Source organism: Pararhizobium mangrovi, from assembly GCF_006516965.1.
Taxonomy (GTDB): domain Bacteria; phylum Pseudomonadota; class Alphaproteobacteria; order Rhizobiales; family Rhizobiaceae; genus Pararhizobium_B; species Pararhizobium_B mangrovi.
Genome location: NZ_VHLH01000002.1, coordinates 137,332 through 159,941, shown reverse-complemented (window position 1 = coordinate 159,941; position 22,610 = coordinate 137,332). Strand labels below are relative to the sequence as shown.

Annotated in this window: 22 protein-coding genes; 12 read left to right on the top strand and 10 right to left on the bottom strand. The window is 65.4% G+C overall.

Annotated elements, in window-relative coordinates:
* Positions 1–24: 24 nt before the first annotated feature.
* The 4 genes from pgsA (at position 25) to FJU11_RS02390 (ending at position 2,627) form a co-directional block, all read left to right on the top strand.
* Entirely contained in the window at positions 25–606 is a 582-nt protein-coding gene (gene pgsA, locus FJU11_RS02405) for a CDP-diacylglycerol--glycerol-3-phosphate 3-phosphatidyltransferase (RefSeq protein WP_141165451.1), read from the top strand.
* Complete coding sequence (gene moaD / locus FJU11_RS02400) at positions 606–866, top strand: molybdopterin converting factor subunit 1 (RefSeq protein WP_141165412.1); 261 nt, start codon at positions 606–608, stop codon at positions 864–866. Before pgsA ends, moaD begins: the two co-directional genes overlap by 1 nt.
* A gap of 5 nt (positions 867–871) precedes the next feature.
* Positions 872–1,333 (top strand): molybdenum cofactor biosynthesis protein MoaE, encoded by a 462-nt coding sequence (locus FJU11_RS02395; protein WP_141165411.1) that lies wholly within the window; start codon positions 872–874, stop codon positions 1,331–1,333.
* A gap of 196 nt (positions 1,334–1,529) precedes the next feature.
* Positions 1,530–2,627: an AbrB family transcriptional regulator gene (locus FJU11_RS02390; protein ID WP_235890772.1), complete on the top strand. Its 1,098-nt coding sequence runs from the start codon at positions 1,530–1,532 to the stop codon at positions 2,625–2,627.
* 64 nt (positions 2,628–2,691) lie between these two features.
* Here the strand turns inward: FJU11_RS02390 and ndk are convergent, their stop codons facing one another.
* Positions 2,692–3,114: a nucleoside-diphosphate kinase gene (gene ndk / locus FJU11_RS02385; RefSeq protein WP_141165409.1), complete on the bottom strand. Its 423-nt coding sequence runs from the start codon at positions 3,112–3,114 to the stop codon at positions 2,692–2,694.
* 215 nt (positions 3,115–3,329) lie between these two features.
* On the opposite strand from ndk, the gene FJU11_RS02380 reads away from it, so the two are divergent.
* Both FJU11_RS02380 and FJU11_RS02375 read left to right on the top strand, forming a co-directional pair.
* Positions 3,330–3,842 (top strand): DinB family protein, encoded by a 513-nt coding sequence (locus tag FJU11_RS02380; protein WP_141165408.1) that lies wholly within the window; start codon positions 3,330–3,332, stop codon positions 3,840–3,842.
* Positions 3,843–3,903: 61 nt separating this feature from the next.
* Positions 3,904–5,787 carry an ABC-F family ATP-binding cassette domain-containing protein gene (locus FJU11_RS02375; protein ID WP_141165407.1) on the top strand — a complete coding sequence of 628 codons (1,884 nt, stop codon included), beginning with the start codon at positions 3,904–3,906 and terminating at the stop codon, positions 5,785–5,787.
* Positions 5,788–5,818: 31 nt separating this feature from the next.
* Here FJU11_RS02375 and FJU11_RS02370 read toward each other — a convergent pair whose 3' ends face one another.
* The gene (locus FJU11_RS02370; protein ID WP_141165406.1) at positions 5,819–6,268 is read right to left on the bottom strand and encodes a DNA polymerase III subunit chi; all 450 of its coding nucleotides are present in this window, start codon (positions 6,266–6,268) and stop codon (positions 5,819–5,821) included.
* A gap of 28 nt (positions 6,269–6,296) precedes the next feature.
* Positions 6,297–7,790, bottom strand: coding sequence for a leucyl aminopeptidase (locus FJU11_RS02365; RefSeq protein WP_141165405.1), 1,494 nt, complete (start codon positions 7,788–7,790; stop codon positions 6,297–6,299).
* A gap of 353 nt (positions 7,791–8,143) precedes the next feature.
* Between FJU11_RS02365 and FJU11_RS02360 the strand changes: the two genes are divergently transcribed.
* The 6 genes from FJU11_RS02360 to rsmA all read left to right on the top strand — a co-directional run bounded on the left by FJU11_RS02360 (position 8,144) and on the right by rsmA (position 15,918).
* The gene (locus FJU11_RS02360; protein WP_181408013.1) at positions 8,144–9,331 is read left to right on the top strand and encodes an LptF/LptG family permease; all 1,188 of its coding nucleotides are present in this window, start codon (positions 8,144–8,146) and stop codon (positions 9,329–9,331) included.
* Entirely contained in the window at positions 9,328–10,416 is a 1,089-nt protein-coding gene (gene lptG, locus FJU11_RS02355; protein ID WP_141165403.1) for an LPS export ABC transporter permease LptG, read from the top strand. Before FJU11_RS02360 ends, lptG begins: the two co-directional genes overlap by 4 nt.
* Complete coding sequence (locus FJU11_RS02350) at positions 10,417–12,801, top strand: LPS-assembly protein LptD (protein WP_235890770.1); 2,385 nt, start codon at positions 10,417–10,419, stop codon at positions 12,799–12,801.
* Positions 12,802–12,933: 132 nt separating this feature from the next.
* Positions 12,934–13,863: a SurA N-terminal domain-containing protein gene (locus tag FJU11_RS02345; RefSeq protein WP_141165402.1), complete on the top strand. Its 930-nt coding sequence runs from the start codon at positions 12,934–12,936 to the stop codon at positions 13,861–13,863.
* A gap of 181 nt (positions 13,864–14,044) precedes the next feature.
* Positions 14,045–15,070, top strand: coding sequence for a 4-hydroxythreonine-4-phosphate dehydrogenase PdxA (pdxA, locus tag FJU11_RS02340; protein WP_141165401.1), 1,026 nt, complete (start codon positions 14,045–14,047; stop codon positions 15,068–15,070).
* Positions 15,067–15,918: a 16S rRNA (adenine(1518)-N(6)/adenine(1519)-N(6))-dimethyltransferase RsmA gene (gene rsmA, locus FJU11_RS02335; protein WP_141165400.1), complete on the top strand. Its 852-nt coding sequence runs from the start codon at positions 15,067–15,069 to the stop codon at positions 15,916–15,918. Before pdxA ends, rsmA begins: the two co-directional genes overlap by 4 nt.
* 20 nt (positions 15,919–15,938) lie before the next feature.
* Here the strand turns inward: rsmA and gmk are convergent, their stop codons facing one another.
* The 7 genes from gmk to fabD all read right to left on the bottom strand — a co-directional run bounded on the left by gmk (position 15,939) and on the right by fabD (position 22,499).
* Positions 15,939–16,604, bottom strand: a complete 666-nt coding sequence (gene gmk / locus FJU11_RS02330; RefSeq protein ID WP_235890767.1) for a guanylate kinase — start codon at positions 16,602–16,604, stop codon at positions 15,939–15,941.
* A 4-nt stretch (positions 16,605–16,608) separates the two neighbouring features.
* Complete coding sequence (locus FJU11_RS02325; RefSeq protein ID WP_141165399.1) at positions 16,609–17,496, bottom strand: YicC/YloC family endoribonuclease; 888 nt, start codon at positions 17,494–17,496, stop codon at positions 16,609–16,611.
* 148 nt (positions 17,497–17,644) lie between these two features.
* Positions 17,645–18,826 (bottom strand): endolytic transglycosylase MltG, encoded by a 1,182-nt coding sequence (mltG, locus tag FJU11_RS02320; RefSeq protein WP_235890765.1) that lies wholly within the window; start codon positions 18,824–18,826, stop codon positions 17,645–17,647.
* 84 nt (positions 18,827–18,910) lie between these two features.
* Positions 18,911–20,173 carry a beta-ketoacyl-ACP synthase II gene (gene fabF, locus FJU11_RS02315; protein WP_141165398.1) on the bottom strand — a complete coding sequence of 421 codons (1,263 nt, stop codon included), beginning with the start codon at positions 20,171–20,173 and terminating at the stop codon, positions 18,911–18,913.
* 88 nt (positions 20,174–20,261) lie between these two features.
* Complete coding sequence (locus FJU11_RS02310) at positions 20,262–20,501, bottom strand: acyl carrier protein (RefSeq protein ID WP_141165397.1); 240 nt, start codon at positions 20,499–20,501, stop codon at positions 20,262–20,264.
* Between the two features lie 191 nt (positions 20,502–20,692).
* The gene (gene fabG, locus FJU11_RS02305) at positions 20,693–21,430 is read right to left on the bottom strand and encodes a 3-oxoacyl-[acyl-carrier-protein] reductase (protein ID WP_141165396.1); all 738 of its coding nucleotides are present in this window, start codon (positions 21,428–21,430) and stop codon (positions 20,693–20,695) included.
* 124 nt (positions 21,431–21,554) lie between these two features.
* Positions 21,555–22,499 (bottom strand): ACP S-malonyltransferase, encoded by a 945-nt coding sequence (gene fabD, locus FJU11_RS02300; protein WP_141165395.1) that lies wholly within the window; start codon positions 22,497–22,499, stop codon positions 21,555–21,557.
* Positions 22,500–22,610 lie beyond the last annotated feature (111 nt).

The following is a 22,610-nucleotide window of genomic DNA, read 5'->3' as shown; positions in this document are numbered from 1 at the left end:
GCTGAGCAGAACACGGCAGGTCGCATCAACGCCCATGCCTTCAGCATTCCGAACATCCTGACCTATGCGCGTATCCTGGCCGTTCCGCTGATCGTCGGATGCTTCTTCGTCGAGGGCCGTCTCCACGGCTCCAACGTGGCGCGCTGGTGGGCGCTCGGCTTCTTCATCTTCGCCTCCATCAGCGATTTCTTCGACGGCTACCTGGCGCGCATCTGGCAGCAGACCTCGACGATCGGGCGTATGCTCGATCCGATCGCGGACAAGCTGCTCGTCGCCTCGGTGCTGCTGCTTCTGGCCGCCGACCGGACGATCGCCGGATGGACGATCTGGGCGGCGATCATCATCCTTTGCCGCGAGATCCTCGTCTCGGGACTGCGCGAATACCTCGCCGCACTGAAGGTCAGCGTGCCGGTCACGCGCATCGCCAAGTGGAAGACGACGATCCAGATGATCTCGATCGCCTTCCTTCTCGCGGGGCCCGCGGGCGACGCGGTGATGGCGCACACGACCCAGATCGGCCTGACTCTCTTGTGGATTGCGGCGCTGATCACGATGTACACGGGATACGACTATTTCCGCGCCGGCATGAAACACGTGGTGGAGTGATGCCCGTCAAGCTCGTCTATTTCGCATGGGTGCGCGAACGCATCGGCAGCGCCGAGGAAACGATCGAACTGCCGGAATCGGTGTCGACCGTCGCCGACCTGCTCGACCATCTGGAAGGTCGTGGCGAAGGCTATGCGGCCGCGCTCGAAAACCCGCAGGTCATCCGCGTCGCCCTCGATCACGAACATACGCCGCACGACCGGCCGATCGGCCGGGACGTCCGCGAGATCGCCCTCTTCCCGCCGATGACCGGCGGCTGACGGTCGTGGCCGGTGCCATCACGCCCGTCGTGCGCGTGCAGCGCGCGGATTTCGACATGGACACGGAGTGCGCGGCACTGGCACCGGGCGGCGATACCGGCGCCCTCGTCACCTTCACGGGCCTGTGCCGCGACGAGGACGGAACGCTGGGCGCACTCGAGCTCGAGCACTATCCCGGAATGGCGGAAGCAGAGATGACGCGCATCGCCAACGAGGCGATCGAACGCTGGCCACTGACCGCACTTGCCGCGATCCATCGCACCGGACGGATCCTGCCCGGCGAGAACATCGTCCTCGTGATCGCCGGTTCCGCGCATCGCGGCGCCGCCTTCGAGGCGGCAAGTTTCGTGATGGATTTCCTGAAGAGCCGCGCGCCCTTCTGGAAGAAGGAACACCGCACCGACGGCAGCGAGGGCGACTGGGTCGAGGCGAAGGACGGCGATACGGCAGCCATGCGTCGCTGGTAGGTCCCTCGCGCAAGCCGGCAGCGAACGGAACGAATACCTCGCAATTCGCGCCAGATCGTTTATGTCTCGGGCGAAGCACCTCCAAGCCACCGTTACCGGTGCGCGCAAGCCCACCAACGCGAACCCTTTGTGCGCCGGCCATCCGCTTCGGCCGTCGATGCGTCGGGACGCGGGAGCGAAGACCAGGACACGCCGCGTGAGCGAGACTTCCAAGAACCAGCCGGCCGGCTTCCTGTCGCGCCGGTCGAAGCGCACGCAATGGGCAGCACTCGTCATCCTCTCGGCGGTGCTCGCCGCACTCCTCGAATGGGCGGCGATCCCGGCCGGCTTCCTCCTCGGCCCGATGGCCGTCGCCATCACCGCCGGCACCAACGGCGCGACAATCGGCGTCAAGCGACCGGTCTACAACGTCGCCCAAGCGGTCGTCGGCTGTCTGATCGCGCGTTCCGTGACGCCGACGATCCTCGCCACGTTCGCCAGCGAATGGCCGATCTTCCTGGGCGTCGTCGTCGCCGTCATCACCGCGTCCAGCCTGCTCGGCTGGCTGATGAGCCGCTGGAACGTGCTGCCGGGTTCGACGGCGGTCTGGGGGTCGTCGCCGGGCGGTGCCACGGCGATGATGCTGATGGCCGAAGCGTTCGGCGCCGACGCGCGGCTCGTCGCCTTCATGCAGTATCTGCGCGTCGTCATGGTGGCGCTCGCCGCATCGCTGATCTCGCGCATCTGGATCGACGCTTCGGCCGGAGGCGGCGCCGGCGCGCCATGGCTGGAAGCCGTCGCGCCCGGTGCGCTGGCGCAGACGATCGCGCTTGCCGCCTTCGGCTCGTGGCTCGGTCACCTCTCGCGCATCCCGGCCGGCCCGCTCATCCTGCCGCTGATCGTCGGCGCCGTTCTTCACGTGAGCGGGATCGCGACCTTCGCGCTGCCGCTCTGGCTGCTCGCGCCGTGCTACGCGGTGCTCGGCTGGCGCATCGGCCTCAGTTTCGACCGGGCCATCCTGCACCATGCCCGCCATGCCTTTCCACGCATCCTCGCATCGATCCTCGTTCTGCTCGTCTTTTGCGGCGGGCTCGCCGTATTGCTCAACCGCGCGCTCGGCATCGACCCGCTGACCGCTTATCTGGCGACCAGCCCCGGCGGCATGGATTCGGTCGCCATCATCGCCGCGTCGAGTAACGTCGACCTGCCCTTCGTCATGACGCTGCAGGCGGTACGCTTCTTCATGGTGCTGATCTGCGGACCGACCATCGCGCGCTACGCGGCCCGGCGCGCGATGGCGAACGAGGCGTCATGATAGCGCCGAAACGAAAGAAGCCGGCACGAAGGCCGGCTTCTTCGAAAGATCTCTCGGGAATGGATCAGCCGACGATGTCGGTGCCGGCGAACCAGTAGGCAATCTCCTCGGCCGCCGTTTCCGGCGCGTCGGAACCATGGACGGAGTTCTCGCCGATCGACTCGGCATAGAGCTTGCGGATCGTGCCGTCCTCAGCTTCCGACGGGTTCGTCGCGCCCATGATCTCGCGGTTCCTGGCGATGGCGTTCTCGCCTTCGAGCACCTGCACGACCGTCGGGCCCGACGACATGAACTCGGTCAGTTCGCCGAAGAAGGGACGATCCTTGTGCACCGCGTAGAAGCCTTCCGCCTCGCGCAGGCTCATGTGGACACGCCGGGAGGCGACGACCTTCAAGCCGGCATCCTCGAACATCTTGATGATCGCGCCGGTGAGGTTTCGGCGCGTCGCGTCGGGCTTGATCATGGAAAAGGTGCGTTCGATCGCCATGGGGCTTCTTTCCTTGCTTCGTTGTGACGGCCGCTTCCGGCGGCTTCGACTGGATGGGCGGGAAGTGCGCGCTCCTTAACGGCTGAAGGGGCGGCGAACAAGGCCACCGTCACGCCGCGACCGCGTTTCACGCTCGTATCGTACGATCGACAGTGCTTGTGGCGCCATCGCGCGCCGCATGGTAGGTCCCGGCAGGGCAATCCTGGGACAGGGCGATGAAAGACCATTTCCGCATGATGGCGGCCTATAACGAATGGGCCAATCGGCGTGTCTACGATGCGGCGGCCGCCCTTCCCGACGAGGCCTACCGGCGCGACGTCGGCGCGTTCTTCGGTTCGCTCAACGGTACGCTGAACCACATCCTGGTCGCCGATCGGATCTGGATGCATCGCTTCACCGGCGGCGGCGAGAACCCGTCGCGCCTCGATGCCATCGTCGCGGATCGTCTCGCCGAACTGCGCGCTGCCCGCGAAAGCGAGGACGCGCGCATCGTCGCCTTCGTCGAAGGCATGGAGCCGGAAGAATTCGCCGGCCGCTTCACCTATATCACGGTGACCGATACGCGCCGCATCAGCCAGCGTCTGGCGCCGGCCCTCACCCACTTCTTCAACCACCAGACCCATCATCGCGGCCAGACGCATTGTATCCTGTCCATGCTCGAAAGCGAGCCGCCTTCGCTCGATCTCAGTGCCTTTCATCGCCAGCCGGCAGGTCGTGCCTTCGCCTGAAGGGCCGCGCCTGCGATCTCCGCCCTTGCCTCCGGCACCCGCGTGATTCAAGAACACCGCCATGCTTGCAATTTCCAACCTTTCGGCCCGCATCGCCGGTCGCCTCCTGATCGAAAACGCTTCCGTCACGCTGCCGGCCGGCACGAAGGCCGGGCTCGTGGGGCGAAACGGCGCCGGCAAGTCGACGCTCTTTCGCCTCGTCACCGGCGAGATGGCGAGCGAGACGGGTTCGGTCTCGATCCCCAAGGGTACGCGCATCGGTCAAGTCGCGCAGGAAGCGCCGGGCACCGAAGATCCGCTGATCGACATCGTCCTTGCCGCCGATCGCGAACGGACCGCCCTGATGGCGGAGGCCGAAACGGCCGAGGATCCGCACCGCATCGCCGAGATCCAGACCCGGCTCGTCGACATCGACGCCCATTCGGCCGAAGCGCGCGCGGCGGCCATCCTCGCCGGTCTCGGCTTCGACCAGGCCGCGCAGCAGCGACCCGCCTCCAGCTTTTCGGGTGGATGGCGCATGCGCGTCGCGCTCGCGGCCGTCCTATTTTCCGAACCGGACCTTCTGCTTCTCGACGAGCCGACGAACTATCTCGACCTCGAGGGCACGCTCTGGCTGGAGGAGTACATCCGGCGCTACCGCCATACGGTCGTCGTCATCAGTCACGACCGCGACCTCCTGAACAACGCGACGAACGCGATCGTTCATCTGGAATCGCGCAAGCTCACCTTCTACCGCGGCTCGTTCGACCAGTTCGAGCGGCAGAAGGCGGAAGCGGACGAGCTGCAGATGAAGAGCCGCGCCAAGGTCGAGGCGAAGCGCAAGCACATGCAGGCCTTCGTCGACCGTTTCCGTGCGCAGGCGACCAAGGCCCGCCAGGCACAGTCGCGCCTGAAGGCGCTGGAGCGCATGGGAACGATCGACGCGGTGATCGAGGACCACGTCCACGAGTTCTCCTTCCCCGAGCCCGAGAAGCAGATCGCCTCGCCGATCGTCGCCCTCGAAGGCGCCTCGGTCGGCTACGAGCCCGGATCGCCGATCCTGAAGGGGCTCGATCTGAGGCTCGACCATGACGACCGGATCGCGCTGCTCGGCTCGAACGGCAACGGCAAGTCGACCTTCGCCAAGCTGGTCGCCGGGCGACTGTCGACGGAAACCGGACGCATGCAACTCGCCCCGAACCTCAAGGTCGGCTACTTCGCGCAGCACCAGATCGACGATCTGAGGCCGGCCGAAAGCGCGGTGGCGCACGTGCGCGAACGAATGCAGGGCGCCGGCGATGCCAAGGTGCGCGCCCGCGTGGCGCAGATGGGCCTTTCGACGGAGAAGATGGACACGCCGGCGGGCGACCTTTCCGGTGGCGAGAAGGCGCGGCTCCTGATGGGGCTCGCCACCTTCGACAATCCGAACCTTCTTATCCTCGACGAACCGACCAACCACCTCGACATCGACAGCCGTGCGGCGCTGGTGCGCGCGCTCAACGCATTCGCGGGCGCCGTCATCCTGATCTCGCACGATCGCCATCTGCTGTCTGCGACGGTCGATCGACTGTGGCTCGTTCGCGAGGGCACGGTCACGAGCTACGACGGCGATCTTTCGGACTATCGCAGCCTCATCCTTTCTTCCGGAAAGGGCGAGGAAAAGCCGGCTACCGCGGGCACGGCGCCGAAATCGCGCGCGGACCAGCGAAAGGCCGCGGCCGATCGCCGGAAGGCGGCCGCTCCGGTGAAGAAGAAGATCGACGCGATCGAGGCGCTGACGGGCAAGCTCGAACGCACGATCCGCACGCTCGACGTCGAACTCGCCGACCCCGCGCTCTACGAGCGCTCGCCCGAAAGCGCGGCGGAAAAGGCCAAGCAACGCTTCGACGCCGAAGCGCGCCTTGCCGAAGCGGAGGACGAATGGCTGCGCCTTTCCAGCGAATACGAGGACGCCATCGCCGAATAAGGCCGCCTCGCCTTGCGCAGGTTCATGCGCCTCAGGCCTTGCGTTCCCAGCGGCGCTCGGGCGTCTGCTGCCAGTAGGTGAGCTGCATGCCGGCATCCTTGAGCGAACGCCAGTGCGCACGCGCCGCTTCGAGCTGGTCCTGGTCGTGGCCGTCGAACATGAAGACGACGCGCTCGTAGCTCGCCACCTCGCCCGGTTGTGCGGCATCGACCAGAAAGCGGACGGTGGCGCCATTTCCCGTGTCCTCGCCGCTCGTCAGCAGAATGGGCTGCAGATCGGCATAGTCGGCGCGATCGGTGCCGTGAGCGAGGAAGCTTGCTTCGCGATAGGTCCACAAATGCGCGTCCAGCGCATCGCGCCGTTCGTCGCTACCAGTCTGGACGACGACGCGCCAGCCGCGCTCGACGCTCTTTTCGAGCAGCGGCGGGAGCGCGTCCTCCAGACGCGATTCAGTCAGGTGATAGAAGAGGACCTCCGTCACAAAACGGCCTTCCGGTCAGCTTTCCCGGTCAGTTCTCGTAGTCCGCCCGGACGAGTTCATCGAGCAGGCGGACGCCGAAGCCCGATCCCCAGGAACGGTTGATCTCGCTCGACGGCGAGCCGAAGCCGGTTCCCGCGATATCGAGATGCGCCCACGGCGTCTCGTTGACGAAGCGCTGCAGGAACTGGGCCGCCGTGATCGAACCGCCGGCGCGCCCGCCGGTATGCTTCATGTCGGCGAACTTCGATTCGATCTGCTTGTCGTATTCCGGCCCGAGCGGCAGCCGCCAGAGCTTTTCGTGCGTCGCGAGACCCGCCTTCGTCAGCCGGTCGGCAAGGGTGTCGTCGTTGGAAAAGAGGCCGGCATGGTGGTGGCCGAGCGCGACGATGATCGCGCCGGTCAGCGTCGCGAGGTTGACCATGAACTGCGGCTTGAAGCGGTCCTGGCAGTACCAGAGCGCATCGCAGAGCACGAGGCGGCCTTCCGCATCGGTGTTGATGATCTCGATTGTCTGCCCAGACATCGACGTGACGATGTCGCCGGGACGCTGCGCATGGCCGTCGGGCATGTTCTCAACGAGGCCGATGATGCCGACGGCATTCACCTTCGCCTTGCGGGCGGCGAGCGTATGCATGAGGCCGGTGACGGCGGCCGCACCGCCCATGTCGCCCTTCATGTCCTCCATGCTGGCGCCGGGCTTGATGGAGATGCCGCCGGAATCGAAGACCACACCCTTGCCGATGAAGGCGACCGGCTGCGTTTGCGTACCCTTCCACTGCATGATCGCGAGCCGCGGCGGGCGCGAGGACCCTTGCGCGACGCCGAGCAGGGCCTGCATGCCGAGCTCGCGCATTTCGGCCTCGCCCAGAACCTCGACCTCGACGCCGAGCTTTTCGAGCGCCTTCGCACGTTCGGCGAACTCCTCGGTGCCGAGGATGTTGGCCGGTTCGTTGACGAGATCGCGGGCAAGCGTGACGCCCTCGCCGACGCTGCGCTCCGCTTCGAAGGCGGTACGGGCCGCTTCGGCGTCCGTGAAGACGATCGTCACGTCGACCGCCGCGTCCGATGCCCCGTCGTCGGCGTCTTCGTCCCTGGACGTGGTCTTGTAGGTGTCGAAGCTGTAGGCGCGCATCAGCATGCCGAGCGCGAAGTCGGCCGCGTTGCGGGCATCGGGTGAAAAGCCGGGCGCGGAGAGGAATACGGTCACCGCCTCCGCACGGCCGAGCGCGCCGGCGACGGTGCCGCCGAGGCGCAACCAGTCATGCGCGGCGAAGCCGGCCGCATCGCCCGTTCCGACGAGGAGCACGCGATCGACATTCGCCCCCTCGGGCGCGATGAGATCGAGGGTCTTCATCGAAGCGCCCTTGAAGCCGGCGATCGCGCCAGCGCGCATGAAGCCGTCGCGCGAACCGAGGCCTTCGGCCGGCCCGGCAAGCCCGCCCTCGCCCGCCTGCAGCAGAACGGCGAGCCCTTCGGCAGCCTCGCCCTTTTCGGTAAAGGTAAAGTCGATCGCTCTCGTCATCGTCACTCTCGGCAATGCTCGTTTGATGATTTCACGCGATCATGCCGCTTTCGCACCGCTTGGCAAGGGTGCGCCCCATTGCCGGCATGCGGCCCGCCATGGCGAATTGCCGCGCCGTGCCACCGCGGAAACGACACACGAAAGGTTTTCTTAACCACGTTCGTTTGCGGACTTTTATCCAATTTGATGCTTGATCGGGAACCGTGAATGACCGAAGACGCCGCCAATGCCGCTAGGATCGGCGACCTTGGATACGAGGTCGCATGGTCTGCCGGTGTGCTCGGGCGAAAGGGCCCGGCATCACGCTCGTACCGCGCCTCGATCACGCCGCCGCAGAAAGATCGTCACGCTGCATGAACCAGATCCAACGGTACATCTTCCGGCGTATCTTCCTGCTTTCGATCGGCACGCTCATCGTCACGGGCGTCCTGGCAATGACGACGCAGATCCTGCTCTACGTCAACGTGATGACGTCGACGAGCCAGTCGCTGATGACCTATGGCGAGTTGGCGCTGATGCTCATGCCGAAGGTGCTCATCATCGTGATGCCGTTCGCCCTGCTCATCGGCGCGGGCCAGACGCTCGGACGGATGAACGAGGACTCCGAGCTCGTTGTTGCCGAAGCCGCCGGCGCCCCGCCGCGAACGGTCGGCAAGCCGCTGCTCCTCATCGCCGTCGGCATGGCGTTCGTCACGCTCCTTTCCAACAACTTCGTCGAACCGTATTCGAACCATCGCCTGCGCGACATCGTCACCGAAGCGCGCGGCGACCTGCTTTCGAGCGCCATCCAGACGGGCACCTTCACCAAGCTCGACGACAACGTCTATTTCAACGTGCAGAACGTCGCGAGCGGGGGTGAGCTTCGCGGCATCTTCATTTCCGACGAACGGGACCCGGCCTCCAACCTCACCTATTTCGCAAAGAGCGGCCGGCTCGTGCGCACGGATGAAACGCAGCTTCTCGTTCTGTCGGACGGCCAGTTCCAGACACAGAACACCAAGACCGGCGAGGTATCGATCGTCCGCTTCCAGTCCTACGCGCTCGATCTCGCGCTCTTCCCCGGCGGAGGCGAAGGCACCCTTTATTATCCGAAGGAACGCCCGACCACCTACCTCTTCAGTCCCGACCCGAACGACAAGGCCTATCGGGACCGGCCCGACCTCTTCACCAAAGAGATCAACCGGCGTTTCAGCGAATGGATGTATCCGCTGCTCGTCGGGCTGGTCGCTCTCAGCTTCATGGGCCGGGCGAAATCCAACCGCGCTGCGCGCATCCAGCAAAGCATCCTCGCCTTCCTGATCGTGCTTTTCTATCGCGCGCTCGGCTTCTACATCGAACCCGATGCCGGGCGAAGCCTGCTCTTCGGCTACCTGATCTACGGGGTCCCGCTCTTCGGTATCGCCTCCTATGCGTTCCTCGTCCTGACCGGCAAGGAGATCTGGCTGCCGCAGAGCTGGGTGAACGTCATCGCACGGATCTGGTTGCGCACGCGGCGGGCGATCGGCGGGCTCTTCATCCCCGGACGAAGGCGCTCCGCATGACGCTTGGAACGTTGTGGCGATACTTCTTCCGGCGCCAGCTCGGAACGATCGCGCTCTTCACGGCGGGCATTTTCGTGCTCGTGGTGCTCATCGACTTCACAGAGGTGTCCGGCCGGATACCGGACGATTCGACCTTCACCGTGCTTGATACGCTCTCGATCTCTCTGCTTCGTGCGCCGAGCATCATCGAGACCACCTACCCGTTCATTATCCTCTTCGCCTCGATCGCGACGCTCGTCGGGCTGAACCGCAAATACGAGCTCGTCGTGGCGCGTGCCTCGGGCGTTTCGGCGTGGCAGTTCCTCGCGCCGCTTGCCATCGCGAGCCTCCTGGTGGGCGGTTTGGTCGTCACCGTCCTCAACCCGATCGCCGCGCGCACCATGCAGCTCTCGCAGCTTCAGGAGGTGAAGGCCGGTCTGAAGAACAGCGGCGACATCGGCAACACCCGACCGCCCTGGATCCGCCAGGAAACGAAGGAAGGCACGACGATCATCGGCGCACGGACGATCGCCGACAACGGCCTCCTCCTCGCGAACGCCACCTTCCTGCGCATCGGCAACGACGGCAACGTCGAAGACCGGCTCGACGCCGAGCGCGCGCGACTGCAGCACGATGAGTGGGTTCTGACCAAGGTCAGGCGGTTTCGCGCCGGCGAACCGGAGGAAGATCACGCCGAAATGACGGTCGCCACCAATCTGGAGCCGGAATTCGTCCAGGAATCGCTCTCCGACCCCAAGACGATTCCCTTCTTCAAGCTGCCGCAGAAGATCGCCGCGGCGCGTTCTTTCGGCATCAATGCCAATGTTTTTGCGGTCCAGTTCCACTCGCTGGTTGCGTTGCCTTTCCTGATGGTATCCATGACCCTGATCGCCGCTGTGGTCTCGCTGAGGTTCGCGCGGTTCGGCCAGTCGGTTTCCGTCGTGGTGGGTGGAATCCTCGCCGGCTTCGTGCTTTACGTGGTCTCGGTGGTCATCAAGTCATTCGGCGGTGCGGGGACCATTCCGCCGATCGCTGCGGCCTGGATTCCGGTCGTGGTCGCGCTTGCATTGGGGATTACGATTCTGCTGCACAAGGAGGACGGCTAGTTGAAGCGCCGCCGCCAGGGTACATACGCGACGCGCGTCAGGCTGCTTCGAGCGGGCGCTGCGCTGGCAACGGCCATGGTCTGCGGTCTTGCAGGCAGCGTCGCTACCAACGCGCAGCAGCTGCCGAGCACGACGTCGGTGCCGCCCGGAACGCAGCTCCTGCTCTCCTCGAAGAAGCTGAGCTACAACGAAAACACCCACACGGTGGTTGCTTCCGGCCAGGTGCAGATCGCCTATGACGGCTATCGCCTCGTCGCCAACCGCGTCGAATACAATCAGGATACCGGCCGGGTGCGCGCCGCCGGCGAAGTCGCGCTCGTCAATCCCGACGGGACAAAGCTCTACGCCGACAATCTCGACGTCACGGACAATTTCGCCGACGGTTTCGTCAACGGGCTGCGCATCGACACGCCGCAGAAAACCCATATCGTGGCGACGAGCGCCGAACGGCGCGGCGGCGTGCAGACGCAGTTCAACAACGGCGTCTACACCGCCTGCAAGCCGTGCGAGGAGAACCCGGATCGCGCGCCGTTCTGGCAGATCAGGGCGCGCAAGATCGTTCAGGACTCCGAGGCGCAGACCGTGCGCCTGCGCAACGCGACCTTCGACCTCTTCGGCCTGCCGGTCGGCTACTTTCCTTACCTCTCGGTCACAACGGCCAAGCGGAAATCCGGCATCCTGAGGCCGAGCCTCGGCTATGACGACGCGCTCGGCTTCAGCGTCTCGGTTCCCTATTTCCAGGTGCTTTCGCCCTATTCCGACGCGACCCTCACGGTCACGGGCTATACCAAGCAGGGCTTCCTGGCCGACACCGAATATCGTCGCCGCTTTCGCAACGGCTCGCTCGGCTTTCGCGCCGCGGGCATCGGCCAGTTCTCGCCGAAGGAATTCGAGACGGGATCGGCGGATTACGGCAAGACCGGCCGCTTCCTTTTCGCGACGCAGGGCTCGTTCGACATCAATCCGCGCTGGAAGACGGGCTGGAACGTCTTCTACGAGACCGACGAGAACTTCGGCCGGACCTACGCCATCCCCGGCTACAACAGCTCGACGGTCACCTCGCAGGCCTATCTGACGGGTATCGACGGCAAGAACTATTTCGACCTGCACGCCTATCGCTTCGACGAGCAGGGATCCGAAAAGAGTTCGGAAATCGGCGTCAAGAATCTCGAGAAGTCGCAGCCCTTCGTGCTGCCGGTGATCGACTATTCGCGCGTTTCCGACGAGCCCGTCTTCGGCGGCCAACTGAGCTTCAACGCCAACGAGACGAGCATCTATCGCTCGCAGGCTGCGCGGACCAACACGAACGATGATGGTTTCAGCCGATATCGTGGTCTCGAAGGGAACACGCATCGCCTTTCCGGCGAACTCGAATGGAAGCGCACGCAGACCTTCGACAACGGACTGCTTCTCACGCCGATCCTCGCCGCCCGCGGCGATGCCTTCGACATCAACATGGACGACCCGACCCCGTCCACATCGGGCGTGAACCCGGCCATCGACGAGTTCGAAGACGGTACGCGCTTCCGCACGATGGTCACCGCCGGGCTGGAGGCGAGCTATCCGTTCGTCGCCACCGCAGCGCACAGCTCGCACGTCATCGAGCCGATCGCCCAGCTTTTCGTGCGTCCGAACGAGGACGACCCCGGCTCCTTCCCCAACGAGGACGCGCAGAGCTTCGTCTTCGACACGACGAACCTCTTCGACCGCGACAAGTTCTCCGGCTACGACCGCGTCGAGGGCGGCACGCGGGCGAATGTCGGCGTGCGTTACACCGGTTCCTTCGACAACGGCGTGACGCTCGACGGGGTCTTCGGTCAGTCCTACCAGATCGCCGGACAGAACTCCTTCGATTCGCCCGATCTCGTCTATGCCGGTCATGATTCCGGGCTGGACCACACGGTTTCGGACTATGTCGGCTCGCTCGGCGTCTCGCTGCCCGTCGGCATCGACCTCAGCAGCCAGGCCCGGTTCGACAACTCGTCCTTCGCCCTTCAGCGTACGGACGTGAACGCGACCTATGCCAACCGGATCCTCAGCACCGGAATCACCTATGCGCAGCTCGCCCCGCAGCCCGAATACGGCAGCACGAATACTGCGCAGGAGGTTTCGGCCAATGCCCGGTTGAAATTCGCGCAGAACTGGAGCGTCTACGGCAAGGCGACCTACGATATCGAGCGCAAGGGCGTCTCCAACGACCTTGCCGGCCTCATTTTCAACAATGAGTGCTTTACCTTCAATATCTTCTACAAGGAAACGCGCGATCTGGGTCAGCCGGGCAATCTGCTCGACGACGGCGAGACGGACTGGTCGGTCGGCGCGACTTTGAGCTTCCGCACGCTCGGCGACATCAAGCTCGGCTCGGAAGACCTGACGACGAACTGAACCGGCGTCCGGCCGGCCCTTGCGCTTTGCCAAAAGCGCACGAAATGCGCATAATGGCGGGTGCGGGACGCCGCGTCCGATAGGCAATCGGTTCGCGCACGCGCGCGTCGTGGCAAGAGGAAAGGCAATCCCATGTCGTTCGGTATCCGCCGGTTCCCCATCCTCGCAGTATGGGCGGCACTCGCATTCTGCCCGTTGCTGATGGGCGGAACCGGTCCGGCACACGCTGCCAATTCGATCAAGATCGTCGTCAACGGGGATCCGATCACGAGCTACGACATCTCGAGCCGCATGCAGTTCCTCCGCCTGCGGCACGAAAAGGGCGACCTGCGCAAGAAGGCGCGCGAGGAACTCATCGACGAGACCTTGAAGACTCAGGCGATCTCACGCGCCGGCGCCTCCGTCTCCACCGCGCAGGTCGACGACGCGTTCGCGCGTTTCTCGCAGAACAACAAGCTTTCGCCCGCCAAGATGAAGACGATCCTCGAGCGGGCCGGCGTCGGCATCACGCACTTCAAGCATTACATCGCCGTCCAGATGAGCTGGCCGCGCGTTGTCGCCGGACAGGAGCGTGCCGATAACGCCGGCGATTCCATGCTCTCCAAGATGCTGGAGAACGGCAAGAACAAGCCTTCGACGACGGAGTACGTCCTTCAGCAGGTCATCTTCGTCGTGCCCAACGACAAGCGCAGCGCCATTCTCGGCCAGCGCAAGAACGAAGCGAGCGCCATGCGCGCGCGGTTCAACGGCTGCGACAACACCCGCAACGTCGCCGCGAGGCTGACGGACGTCGCGGTCCGCGATCTCGGCCGCGTCATGCAGCCCAAGCTGCCACCGATGTGGAAGGACGCCATCGAGAACACCAAGCCCGGCTCGGCCACACAGCCCAAGGTGACCGATCGCGGCGTCGAATTCATCGGCGTTTGCTCGGCACACACCGTATCGGACGATCTTGCCGCCGAGACGGTGTTCCAGTCCGAGGAGAGCAGCCAGGAAAACACCGATGCCAGCAAGGACATGCTGAAGAAGCTGCGCGAGAACGCCAGCATCGTCTACAAATAGGCGTGGTGGCGCATTGCTCGCCTGGAGCATTTCCGGTGAAGTCTGGTTCACCGGAAATGCTCCAGCTCTGTGTTTTGTCGCATTATCCGACGCCAAAGCGATCCCGCTTTGGCTGGAAATGCTCTAGCGGGCCCTATAGCGCCTCGGAAGCAGCCCGTCGGCGCTCCACCGGATACATCGAATGACGGTTCTCGCACTGACCATGGGCGATCCGGCCGGGATCGGGCCGGACATCACGCTTGCCGCATGGACCGCCCGGCACGAGCGCTGCGTACCGCCGTTCCTGCTGATCGGCGATCCCGCGGTGCTTCAAAAACGCGCCGAACGGCTCGGGCTTTTCGCGCCGGTCGCCGAGGCCACGCCCGACACGGCCGAGGCGACGTTCGAAACCGCCCTTCCCGTGCTTCCGCTCGCTGCCGGAACCGATGTCGTCCCGGGCCACGGCGACGTTGCCTATGCCGGCGCCGTCGTCGGCTCGATCGAGAGCGCGGTGTCGCTCGCCACGTCCGGCGCATGTTCGGGGGTCGTCACCAATCCCATCGCCAAGGCGATCCTCTACGAAGCCGGGTTCGGCTTTCCCGGCCACACCGAGTTCCTCGCCGATCTCGCTGCCTCATCTCTCGGACGGCCCGTTCGTCCGGTGATGATGCTTTCCGGCCCGAAGCTTCGCGCCGTGCCGGTAACGATCCATCTCCCCTTGCGCGCCGTCTTCGAAGCGCTGACATCGGATCTGATCGTCGAGACCGGGCGTATCGTCGACCGGGACCTCGCTACACGTTTCGGCGTGACGGCGCCGAGGATCGCGCTTTCCGGGCTGAACCCGCATGCCGGCGAAGGTGGCACGCTCGGCCACGAGGAAGAGGCGATCATCGCCCCGGCGATCGAGACGCTGCGGGCCGAAGGCATAGACGTGCGCGGCCCGATGCCGGCGGACACCATGTTTCACGATCGCGCGCGCGCCGAATACGACGTCGCGATGTGCATGTACCACGACCAGGCGCTGATTCCGGCCAAGGCACTCAGTTTCGACGACAGCGTCAACGTCACGCTCGGCCTGCCCTTCGTGCGGACCTCGCCCGATCACGGCACGGCCTTCTCGCTCGCCGGCAGCGGCCGGGCCGATCCTTCGAGCCTCGTCGCCGCGTTGCGCATGGCGAGCGATCTCGCAGCCGGTGCCTCGGGTGCCGAGACCGGCACGGCGCCGTGAGCCAACCGGCCGACGGCCTGCCGCCGCTGCGTGACGTCATCGAGCGGCACGGCATCGACGCGCGCCGTACCCTCGGCCAGAACTTTCTGCTCGACTTCAACCTCATCGAGAAGGTGGCGCGCAGCGCCGGTTCGCTCGACGGGCTGACCGTGCTGGAAATCGGCCCCGGCCCGGGCGGGCTGACGCGCGCCCTGCTCTCGCTCGGTGCGGATCGGGTCGTCGCCGTCGAGCGCGACCGCCGGTGCCTGCCGGCACTGGCGGAGATCGGCGAGGTGCATCCGGGCCGCCTCGATATCATCGAGGGCGATGCGCTGACGATGCATCCCGGCGAGATCGCGAAAGGCGGCCGGCTCGCGATCGTCGCCAATCTGCCATACAACATCGGCACGCAGCTTCTCGTGCAGTGGCTTTCGGGAGAAGAATGGCCGCCCGCCTACGAGTCGCTGACCCTCATGTTCCAGCGCGAAGTGGCCGAGCGCATCGTCGCCGAACCGGGCTCGCGTGCCTACGGCCGGCTGGGCGTTCTCGTCGGCTGGCGCATGCATGCGGAGATCTGTTTCGACCTGCCGCCGCAGGCCTTTTCACCGCCGCCGAAGGTCACCTCGTCCGTCGTTCATCTCGTTCCGCGCGAACGGCCCGACCCATGTCGCTTTGCCGATCTGGAACGCGTCACCCAGGCGGCGTTCGGCCAGCGGCGCAAGATGCTGCGGCAGAGCCTGAAGCCGCTCGGCGGCCAAGCCTACCTCGAAGCGGCCGGAATCGATCCGACCCGGCGCGCAGAAACCCTGTCGATCGCAGAGTTCTGCACGCTCGCGCGCACGCTCGAAAGCCGGACGACGCGAAGCTGAGATCCGCTGCCGGAACGCGTCTACCTGTCTGCCTTCGACGGCTTTTCGAGCAGCGCGCTGACGAAGTCGTAGAGACCCGGCAGCCGATCCCGGCGCAGCCTTTCCGCCTCGATGATCGAGCGCACGGAACGGAAGGCGCGGGACAGGTCGTCGTTGATCACGACGTAATCGTAGTCCGGCCAGCGCTCGATTTCCGAACGCGCATTGGCAAGGCGCGTCTCGATCACCTCCTCGCTGTCCTCGGCGCGGCGGTGCAGGCGCGCGCGCAGTTCCTCGACCGCCGGCGGCAGGACGAAGATGGACACGACGTCGGCCGGCATCTTTTCCTGCAACTGCCGTGCGCCCTGCCAGTCGATGTCGAAGAGCATGTCGCGGCCCTCCGCCATCGCGTCCTCGGCGGCCTGGCGCGGCGTGCCGTAGAAATTGCCGTGCACCTCGGCCCATTCCACCAGCGCATCGGAATCGCGCATGCGCTCGAACTCGCGCATGGACAGGAAATGGTAGTGCACGCCCTCGATCTCGCTCGGCCGGCGCGCACGTGTCGTGACGCTGACGGAAAGGTTCAGGCCCTGCTCGTTTTCGAGCAGCGTGCGTGCGATCGTCGATTTTCCGGCCCCCGACGGCGAGGAAAGCACGACCATGAGGCCGCGGCGCTTCACCTGCAGCGGGAGAGGTTCGGACGACATACGGCTACTCCAGGTTTTGGATCTGTTCGCGGAACTGGTCGATGACGACCTTCATTTCCAGGCCGGCGGCCGTCACGGCCGAGGCGTTCGACTTGGAGCAGATGGTGTTGGCCTCGCGATTGAACTCCTGCGCGAGGAAGTTCAGCCGGCGCCCGACGGCGTCCTCGTTGGCCAGCAGCGTGCGTGCCGAAGCGATATGGCCTTCGAGACGGTCGATCTCTTCGCGCAGATCGGCCTTGGTGGCAAGCAGCGCCGCCTCGGCATAAAGCCGTTCCCCGTCCAGACCGTCGGCATTTTCCATGAGGATGGTCACTTCGCGCGACAGGCGAGCGCGGATGGAACCGCTGCTTCGCGAGGGGTCCGTCTCGACGCGGGCGAGCTCCGCCTCGATAGCGTCGAGCTGACGGGATAGCACACCGACCAACGCTGCGCCTTCGGCCTCGCGCGCGGTCTCGAGTGCGGCGACGGCACGCTCGAGACCGGCGAGACTCTGTCGGTCCTGCTCGGCCAGCGCCTCCGCCTCCGGCTCGCGTTCACGCAGTTCGAGGACGCCGCGAACGGCGAGGATCGCATCGACGCTCGGACGCGAACCGCCAAGGCGCGCGCCGATGCGCTCGGCAGCCGCGAGGGCTGCTTCGAAGGCAGCTTCGTTGAGGGTCGGCACCGCTTCGGCGTCGAGCCGGTCGAGCGAGAGCGAAACCTGGATGTTGCCGCGCTGGAACGCTTCCTGGCACAGCCGACGAACCTCCGGTTCGTAGCGTTCCGTTCCCTGCGGCAGGCGGGTACGGATATCGAGCCCCTTGCCGTTGACCGAGCGCAGTTCCCAGGCCCAACGCGTACCGTCGGCCTGGCCTTCCGTGCGCGAAAAGCCGGTCATGGATTGCACGGCCATGGACCGATCCCTCTTTCACTTCAGGCCGGCCGACGCGAAATCGTCCGCCACCCTTGAACCATCACGAGCGAGCGCCCCGATTGCCGAATGCGCTCGTCATCCCCTCGGCTTCCGCCCGAACGCCGTCCGGGCCACATATCGGAGAAGCCTAGTTCTTCTTGCCGCCGGCGGTATCCGGATCCACGACGGCATTCGCGTCCGTGTCCGTGTCCGTGTCCGTGTCCGCGGCATCCTTGCGCGAGGCCTGGATCGCACGCCAGCGCCGCACATTGGCATTATGCTCCTTGAGCGATTCGGAAAAGACGTGCCCGCCCGTTCCGTCGGCGACGAAGTAGAGCGCATCCGTATCGGCCGGGTGCGCGACCGCTTCCAGCGACTTGCGGCCCGGATTGGCGATCGGCGTCGGCGGCAGACCGTCGATCCGGTAGGTATTGTAGCGCGTCGTCTTCTTCAGGTCCGATTCGTAGAGCGGGCGGCCGGACGGCTTTCCGTCGCCACCGAAGATGCCGTAGATCACCGTCGGATCGGACTGCAGGCGCATGCCCTTCTTCAGGCGGTTCATGAAAACGGCAGCGACCTTCGGGCGCTCGCCGGGCTGGCCGGTTTCCTTCTCGACGATCGAGGCGAGGGTCACGAGTTCGGCCTTGCTGTCGAGGGGCAGGTTCGGATCGCGGTTTGCCCAGATGCGATCGACCACGCGATCGTCGATCTTGTGCATCTTCTCGACGATCTCCTTGCGCGGCGTTCCCCGCGTGAACTTGTAGGTGTCGGGCATCAGCGAGCCCTCCTCCGGCCGATCGTCGGGAAGGTCGCCGGACAGGTACTGATCGGCCTCGAGCTTCTCGAACATGGCCTTGACGGTCAGGCCTTCGGGAAAGGTGATCGAATGGAGGATCGAGCGACCGGAGCGCAGGATATCGAGCACCGTCTCCATGGAGACGTGCGGCGCGAAGGCGTATTCGCCGGCCTTGAGCGTATCGCCCTTGAGATAGATACGGCTTGCGAGCTGGAAGAACCGGGCGTTCGAAACGATGCCTTCGTTTTCCAGCCCCTGCGCGATCTGGGCGACACCCGCGCCCTTTTCCACCATGTAGGTCGCGCGCTTCTGGAGCGGACCGGGGGCGGCGTAGAGCGTCGTCCCGAAATAATAGGCGGCACCCGCGCCGAGCGCGGCGAGCACCATCAGCGTCATCAGGAAGTTGCCGGCAATGACGAACTGGCTGCGTGCGCGGCGCGAACGGCGACGCTTGCGGCCGGATCCGTCAGGCGACGCGTCCTCGCCATTCCCGAAGCCGTCTTCCGGCTCGTTGCTGCGCTTGCCCTCGCTCACAGCGGTTCCCTCTTCGACGCCGGTTCGTCCGGCATCGTTATGGTTCGCATTGTGGCGAAAGCGCGATGTCCGGGTGTCGCACCGTCACGCGTCGTAGCGGCTGAGCACCAGCGAGGCGTTGGTGCCGCCGAAACCGAACGAGTTCGACAGGGCGACGTTGATCTCGCGCTTGCGGGCCGAGAGCGGCACGAGGTCGATCGCCGTTTCGCGCTCGGGATTCTCCAGGTTCAGCGTCGGCGGCGCGACGTTGTCCCTGATCGCCAGCACGGAGAAGATCGCCTCGACCGCACCGGCCGCACCGAGCAGATGACCGATCGCCGATTTCGTCGACGACATCGAGACGGTGTCCGCGGCATCGCCGACGAGCCGTTCGACGGCAGCCAGTTCGATGGTGTCGGCCATCGTCGAGGTGCCGTGCGCATTGATGTAGTCGACGTCGCTTGCGTCCAGACCGGCTCGTTTGAGAGCGGACTGCATGCACCGGTAGGCGCCGTTGCCGTCCTCGGCGGGCGCAGTGATGTGGAAGGCATCGCCGGAAAGACCGTAACCGACGACTTCCGCGTAGATCCGTGCGCCGCGCGCCTTCGCGTGCTCGAGTTCTTCGAGAACGACGATGCCCGCCCCCTCGCCCATGACGAAACCGTCACGCTCGCGATCGTAGGGCCGCGAGGCGGCCTGCGGATCGTCGTTGCGGCTGATGGAGAGCGCCTTGCAGGCGGCGAAGCCTGCCAGCGCGATCCGGCAGATCGGCGATTCGGTACCGCCGGCCACCATCACGTCGGCATCGCCGAGCCCGATCAGCCGGCTGGCATCGCCGATGGCGTGCGCGCCGGTGGAACAGGCGGTGACGACGGAATGGTTCGGCCCGCGCAAACCGTGGCGGATCGAAACCTGTCCGGAAGCGAGATTGATGAGGCGGCCGGGGATGAAGAAGGGCGAAATCCGCCGCGGCCCGCGATCGCGCAACGTATGTCCCGCGTCGACGATGCCTTCGAGCCCGCCGATACCGGAACCGATGAGGACACCGGTCGCGGTCTGATCCGCCTCGGATTTCGGCTTCCAGCCGGCATCGATCAGCGCCTGGTCGGCGGCCGCCATCGCATAGACGATGAACGGGTCGACCTTGCGCTGTTCCTTGGGCTCCATCCAGGCGTCGGGGTTGTAGGTACCGCCCGACCCGTCGCCTACCGGAATCCGGCAGGCGATCTTGGCAGGCAGATCCTCGACCTCGAACTCGTCGACCTTTCTGGCCGCGTTACGCCCTTCGATCAGCCGTGACCAGGTCGTTTCCACATCGCTTGCCAGCGGCGTGACCGCGCCCAGGCCCGTGATGACCACACGCCTCATCGACATATCCCGAACCTTGACCGAAACCGTCTGCGAGCGGCTTGCGCCCGTCCCCTGGCAGCAAGCCGCCCCCTAGCGGGTCGCTGGCTCAGGCCTGCTGCTTCTCGATGTACTTGATGGCGTCGCCAACCGTCAGGATGGTGTCGGCCGCGTCGTCGGGAATTTCGACGCCGAACTCTTCCTCGAATGCCATGACGAGTTCGACGGTATCGAGCGAATCGGCGCCGAGATCGTCGATGAAGCTGGCGCTTTCGACAACCTTGTCGGCATCGACGCCCAAATGTTCGACGACAATCTTCTTAACGCGGTCTGCGATGCTCTCGCTCATGTCGGGTTCCTCGACCTCTTGAATTTGACTCGTGCCTCGTTAGCGGCATCGTACCCCCTAATCAAGCTTCGCGCCGTATTTTTCAACGGTTGCGGGCTGCTTGCCCGCCTGCTGTGCGCGAATTGCACGGCTCCATGAAGAACCGCGCGGCAAGGTACGAGCGCCATTGCTGTTTTCATGTTCGCGTGCGCTCAGATCATTGCCATACCGCCGTTCACGTGGATGGTCTGGCCCGTCACGTAGCCTGCCTCGCGCGAAGCGAGATAGGCAACGGCGGAAGCGACCTCGTCGCCCGTGCCCATGCGGCCCATGGGGATCGCGCCCATGATCCGGCCGCGCTGCTTTTCGTTCAGCTTGTCCGTCATCGCCGATTCGATGAAGCCGGGTGCCACGCAGTTGACCGTCACGTTGCGCGTGGCGATCTCCTGGGCGAGCGACTTGGAAAAGCCGATGAGGCCCGCCTTCGCCGCGCAATAGTTCGCCTGGCCGGGATTGCCCGTCACCCCGACGATGGAACTGATGTTGACGATGCGCCCGAAGCGCCGGCGCATCATCGGATGCGCAAGCGCCCGGGTCAGCCGGAAGACCGACGTCAGATCGACCTCGAGCACGGCATCCCAGGCGGCGTCCTCCATGCGCACGAAGAGGCCGTCGCGCGTCACGCCGGCATTGTTGACCAAGAGGTCGACGCCGCCGAGTTCGCTCTCGGCGGTTTCGGCGAGGCGGTCCACCGCCGGCCGCTCGGAAAGGTCCGCCGGCAGCACCAGTGTCCGCTCGCCGAGATCCTCGGCGAGCGCATCGAGCTTCTCGCGACGCGTACCGTGCAGGCCGACCGTCGCGCCGCCCTTGTGAAGCATGCGGGCGATCGCCTCGCCGATACCACCGCTCGCACCCGTTACGAGGGCCTTGCGCCCTTCAAGATCAAACATCGGCGCTCCTTGTCATCCCGATCATCCAGTATGTTTCACGCTCTCGACGTTTGCGCGCCGGATCGTCTCGGTTCACCGCTTCGATGCGATGTCCGAAAGGCACCTCCGGCGATCGCCCCTGCCTTCAGAGACCGAGCGCTTCGAGCGTCTTTTCAAGATCGGCGGGCGTGTTCAGCGCCATGCCCGCGAGCGAGCGGTCGATCCGCCGGACGAGCCCGGTCAGCACCTTGCCGGTGCCGATCTCGTGCACCGTGTCGACGCCGTTCGCCGCCATCCATTCGATCGTTTCGCGCCAGCGCACGCGACCGGTCACCTGTTCGACCAGGCGGTTGCTCTCTTCCACCGACTGGTCGACCGGCTCGGCCGTGACGTTCGCGACGACCGGCACGCTCAAGGGGCCGATCTCGACCTCGGCGATCGCCGTTCGCATGATGGTCGCCGCCGGTTCCATCAGCGTGGAGTGGAACGGCGCGGAGACCGGCAGCTTGATCGCGCGCCGCGCGCCCTTGCCTTCGGCGACCGCCGTCGCACGATCGATCGCCCCGGCATGGCCGGAAACCACGAACTGCCCACCGCCATTGTCGTTGGCGATTTCGCAGACGCCGTTCTCGCCCGCTTCGCGGCACACGTCCTCGACCACGTCGACGGTCAGCCCGATGATCGCGGCCATCGCGCCCTCGCCGACCGGCACCGCATCCTGCATGGCGTTGCCACGGATGCGAAGGAGACGTGCCGTATCGGCGAGCGTCAGCATGCCGGCCGCGCAGAGTGCGGAATATTCGCCGAGCGAATGGCCGGCGACGCAGGCGACGTGTTCCTTGAGGTCGAGACCGCGGCTTTCGAGCACCCGCATCGCGGCCATCGAGACGCTCATCAGTGCCGGCTGGGCGTTCGCCGTCAGCGTCAGCTCTTCCTCCGGTCCCTCCCACATGATCGCTGAGAGTTTCTGGCCGAGCGCGGAATCGACCTCGTCGAAGACGGCACGCGCTTCCGGAAAGGCTTCCGCGAGATCGCGGCCCATGCCGACGGCCTGGCTGCCCTGCCCGGGAAAGGTGAAAGCATGTGTCATCCGTGTCGTCCCGCGTCCTGCGCCATCGGTATCGTTGAGCGCTCGTGTGTTCACGCTCGCCGTAACGGAGTCAAGTAGGCGCCGGACCGGAGATTGCATCTTGAAGATGCT

Coding starts and splice junctions, on each gene's coding strand:
- moaD (WP_141165412.1), top strand. CDS start 606: ATGCCCGTCAAGCTCGTCTATTTCGCATGGGTGCGCGAACGCATCGGC.
- ndk (WP_141165409.1), bottom strand. CDS start 3,114: ATGGCGATCGAACGCACCTTTTCCATGATCAAGCCCGACGCGACGCGC.
- FJU11_RS02380 (WP_141165408.1), top strand. CDS start 3,330: ATGAAAGACCATTTCCGCATGATGGCGGCCTATAACGAATGGGCCAAT.
- FJU11_RS02375 (WP_141165407.1), top strand. CDS start 3,904: ATGCTTGCAATTTCCAACCTTTCGGCCCGCATCGCCGGTCGCCTCCTG.
- FJU11_RS02365 (WP_141165405.1), bottom strand. CDS start 7,790: ATGACGAGAGCGATCGACTTTACCTTTACCGAAAAGGGCGAGGCTGCC.
- FJU11_RS02360 (WP_181408013.1), top strand. CDS start 8,144: ATGAACCAGATCCAACGGTACATCTTCCGGCGTATCTTCCTGCTTTCG.
- lptG (WP_141165403.1), top strand. CDS start 9,328: ATGACGCTTGGAACGTTGTGGCGATACTTCTTCCGGCGCCAGCTCGGA.
- FJU11_RS02345 (WP_141165402.1), top strand. CDS start 12,934: ATGTCGTTCGGTATCCGCCGGTTCCCCATCCTCGCAGTATGGGCGGCA.
- pdxA (WP_141165401.1), top strand. CDS start 14,045: ATGACGGTTCTCGCACTGACCATGGGCGATCCGGCCGGGATCGGGCCG.
- gmk (WP_235890767.1), bottom strand. CDS start 16,604: ATGTCGTCCGAACCTCTCCCGCTGCAGGTGAAGCGCCGCGGCCTCATG.
- FJU11_RS02325 (WP_141165399.1), bottom strand. CDS start 17,496: ATGGCCGTGCAATCCATGACCGGCTTTTCGCGCACGGAAGGCCAGGCC.
- fabF (WP_141165398.1), bottom strand. CDS start 20,173: ATGAGGCGTGTGGTCATCACGGGCCTGGGCGCGGTCACGCCGCTGGCA.
- FJU11_RS02310 (WP_141165397.1), bottom strand. CDS start 20,501: ATGAGCGAGAGCATCGCAGACCGCGTTAAGAAGATTGTCGTCGAACAT.
- fabG (WP_141165396.1), bottom strand. CDS start 21,430: ATGTTTGATCTTGAAGGGCGCAAGGCCCTCGTAACGGGTGCGAGCGGT.
- fabD (WP_141165395.1), bottom strand. CDS start 22,499: ATGACACATGCTTTCACCTTTCCCGGGCAGGGCAGCCAGGCCGTCGGC.